At 59.6% G+C, this 1,385-nt stretch carries 2 protein-coding genes; one reads left to right on the top strand and one right to left on the bottom strand.

The features are described from left to right. Positions 1–93: 93 nt before the first annotated feature. Complete coding sequence (locus H5T41_11145) at positions 94–387, top strand: hypothetical protein (GenBank protein ID MBC7109314.1); 294 nt, start codon at positions 94–96, stop codon at positions 385–387. Between the two features lie 246 nt (positions 388–633). On the opposite strand, the gene H5T41_11140 is transcribed toward H5T41_11145, so the two are convergent. After that, positions 634–987: an endonuclease domain-containing protein gene (locus H5T41_11140; GenBank protein ID MBC7109313.1), complete on the bottom strand. Its 354-nt coding sequence runs from the start codon at positions 985–987 to the stop codon at positions 634–636. Positions 988–1,385 lie beyond the last annotated feature (398 nt).

Below are 1,385 nucleotides of genomic sequence, written 5' to 3'. Positions count from 1 at the left end.
ACGAGGGTGAGGGGGTCCTCCCTTAAACTTGGACCCTCTCCCCCATTGGGGAGAGGGTAGGGTGAGGAGGTACCTTCACTGGGGGAAGAGGGTATGGGTGAGGAGGTCCTCCCTTACCTTGGACCCTCTCCCCTAAGGGGAAAGGGTGCGGATGATGGAGTCTTCCCTTACCTTAGGAGCCCTTTTCCCTTAGCGAAGAGGGTGCGGATGAGGGGGTCTTCCCTTTACCTTACGAGCCCTCTCCCCTTCAGGGGTGAGGGGGACTTCCTTTACCTTGGCTCTCTCTCCCCCAAAGGGGGAGAGGGTACGGGTGAGGGGGCCTTTGCTCATCCCATCCCTATCCCACCTTTTCCTAATCCTTTCCCCGGTGGAAGGAAGGCGGGATGAGGGGAACACTCCCTACGCCCTCTTCCGGAAGGAGAAGGATTTTTCCTCTCCCTTTTTTCCCATTCCCCTCGCCGTAAGGGGGAAGGAAAGGGGGTGAGGGGCCGCTTGATCTTCCCCTGCGGTTTTTCTTTTCTCGCTTTTCCCTCCCCTCTCCCCTCGGGGAGAGGGTGGGGGTGAGGGGTTGGGTCCCTCTCCCCCTTGGGGGAGAGGGGAAAGGTCAGGGTGAGGGGATCTTTCCGAAGAGACTCAAGGCGTGGAGGAAGAACCTTGGCAGGCCTCAAGGATTACGGAAAGCACGCCCTCCGGGTTCCCCAACACCTCGTTGTTCCAAAACCGCAGCACCTTGTACCCCTTGGATTCCAGGAAACGGGTACGCTCAAGATCACGCGAGCGCTCGTCTGGGAAGTTGTGCTGTCCGCCGTCGATCTCCACAATCACCCGTTTTTCTGGACATAAGAAATCCACGATGTAGGGCCCGATGGGCACTTGACGGCGAAATTTGAAGCCGGCCAGGCGTCGGTTGCGCAGGTGGTACCAAAGAAGGCGTTCGGCCTCCGTCATCTCCCTACGCAGCTTTCGGGCCAACGGGGTGAGCTCCATCGTCCGATTTTAGCTCCCTCACCCCCACCCCTCTCCCAGAGGGAGAGGGGAAAGAACTCTCCCACATTTCCGTTTCCTTCTCCCCCTCTGGGGGAGAAGGTCAGGATGAGGGGGTTCCCTCACCCTTACCCTCTCCCAAAGGGAGAGGGTAGAGTAAAGCGGTCCCAGAGGGAGAGGGGATTCCCTCACCCCTACCCCTCTCCCAAAGGGAGAGGGGAAAGTAAAGCGGGGGAGGAAGGTCAGGCTCCCACACCTCTGCTTCCTTCTCCCCCACTGGGGGAGAAGGTACGGATGAGGGGGCATTCTCCCGGGGACACCCGTCCGGATGGGCGAGGACGGGGTGGGTTCGGGGAGTAAGCGAACAACGAGAAACTTCAAGGTGAACGAGCAAGATTGGG

The organism is Methanomassiliicoccales archaeon, assembly GCA_014361295.1.
Lineage (GTDB): Archaea > Thermoplasmatota > Thermoplasmata > Methanomassiliicoccales > JACIVX01 > JACIVX01.
Note: the sequence above shows the minus strand (reverse complement) of the source record. Positions and strands in the feature narration are given on the sequence as shown.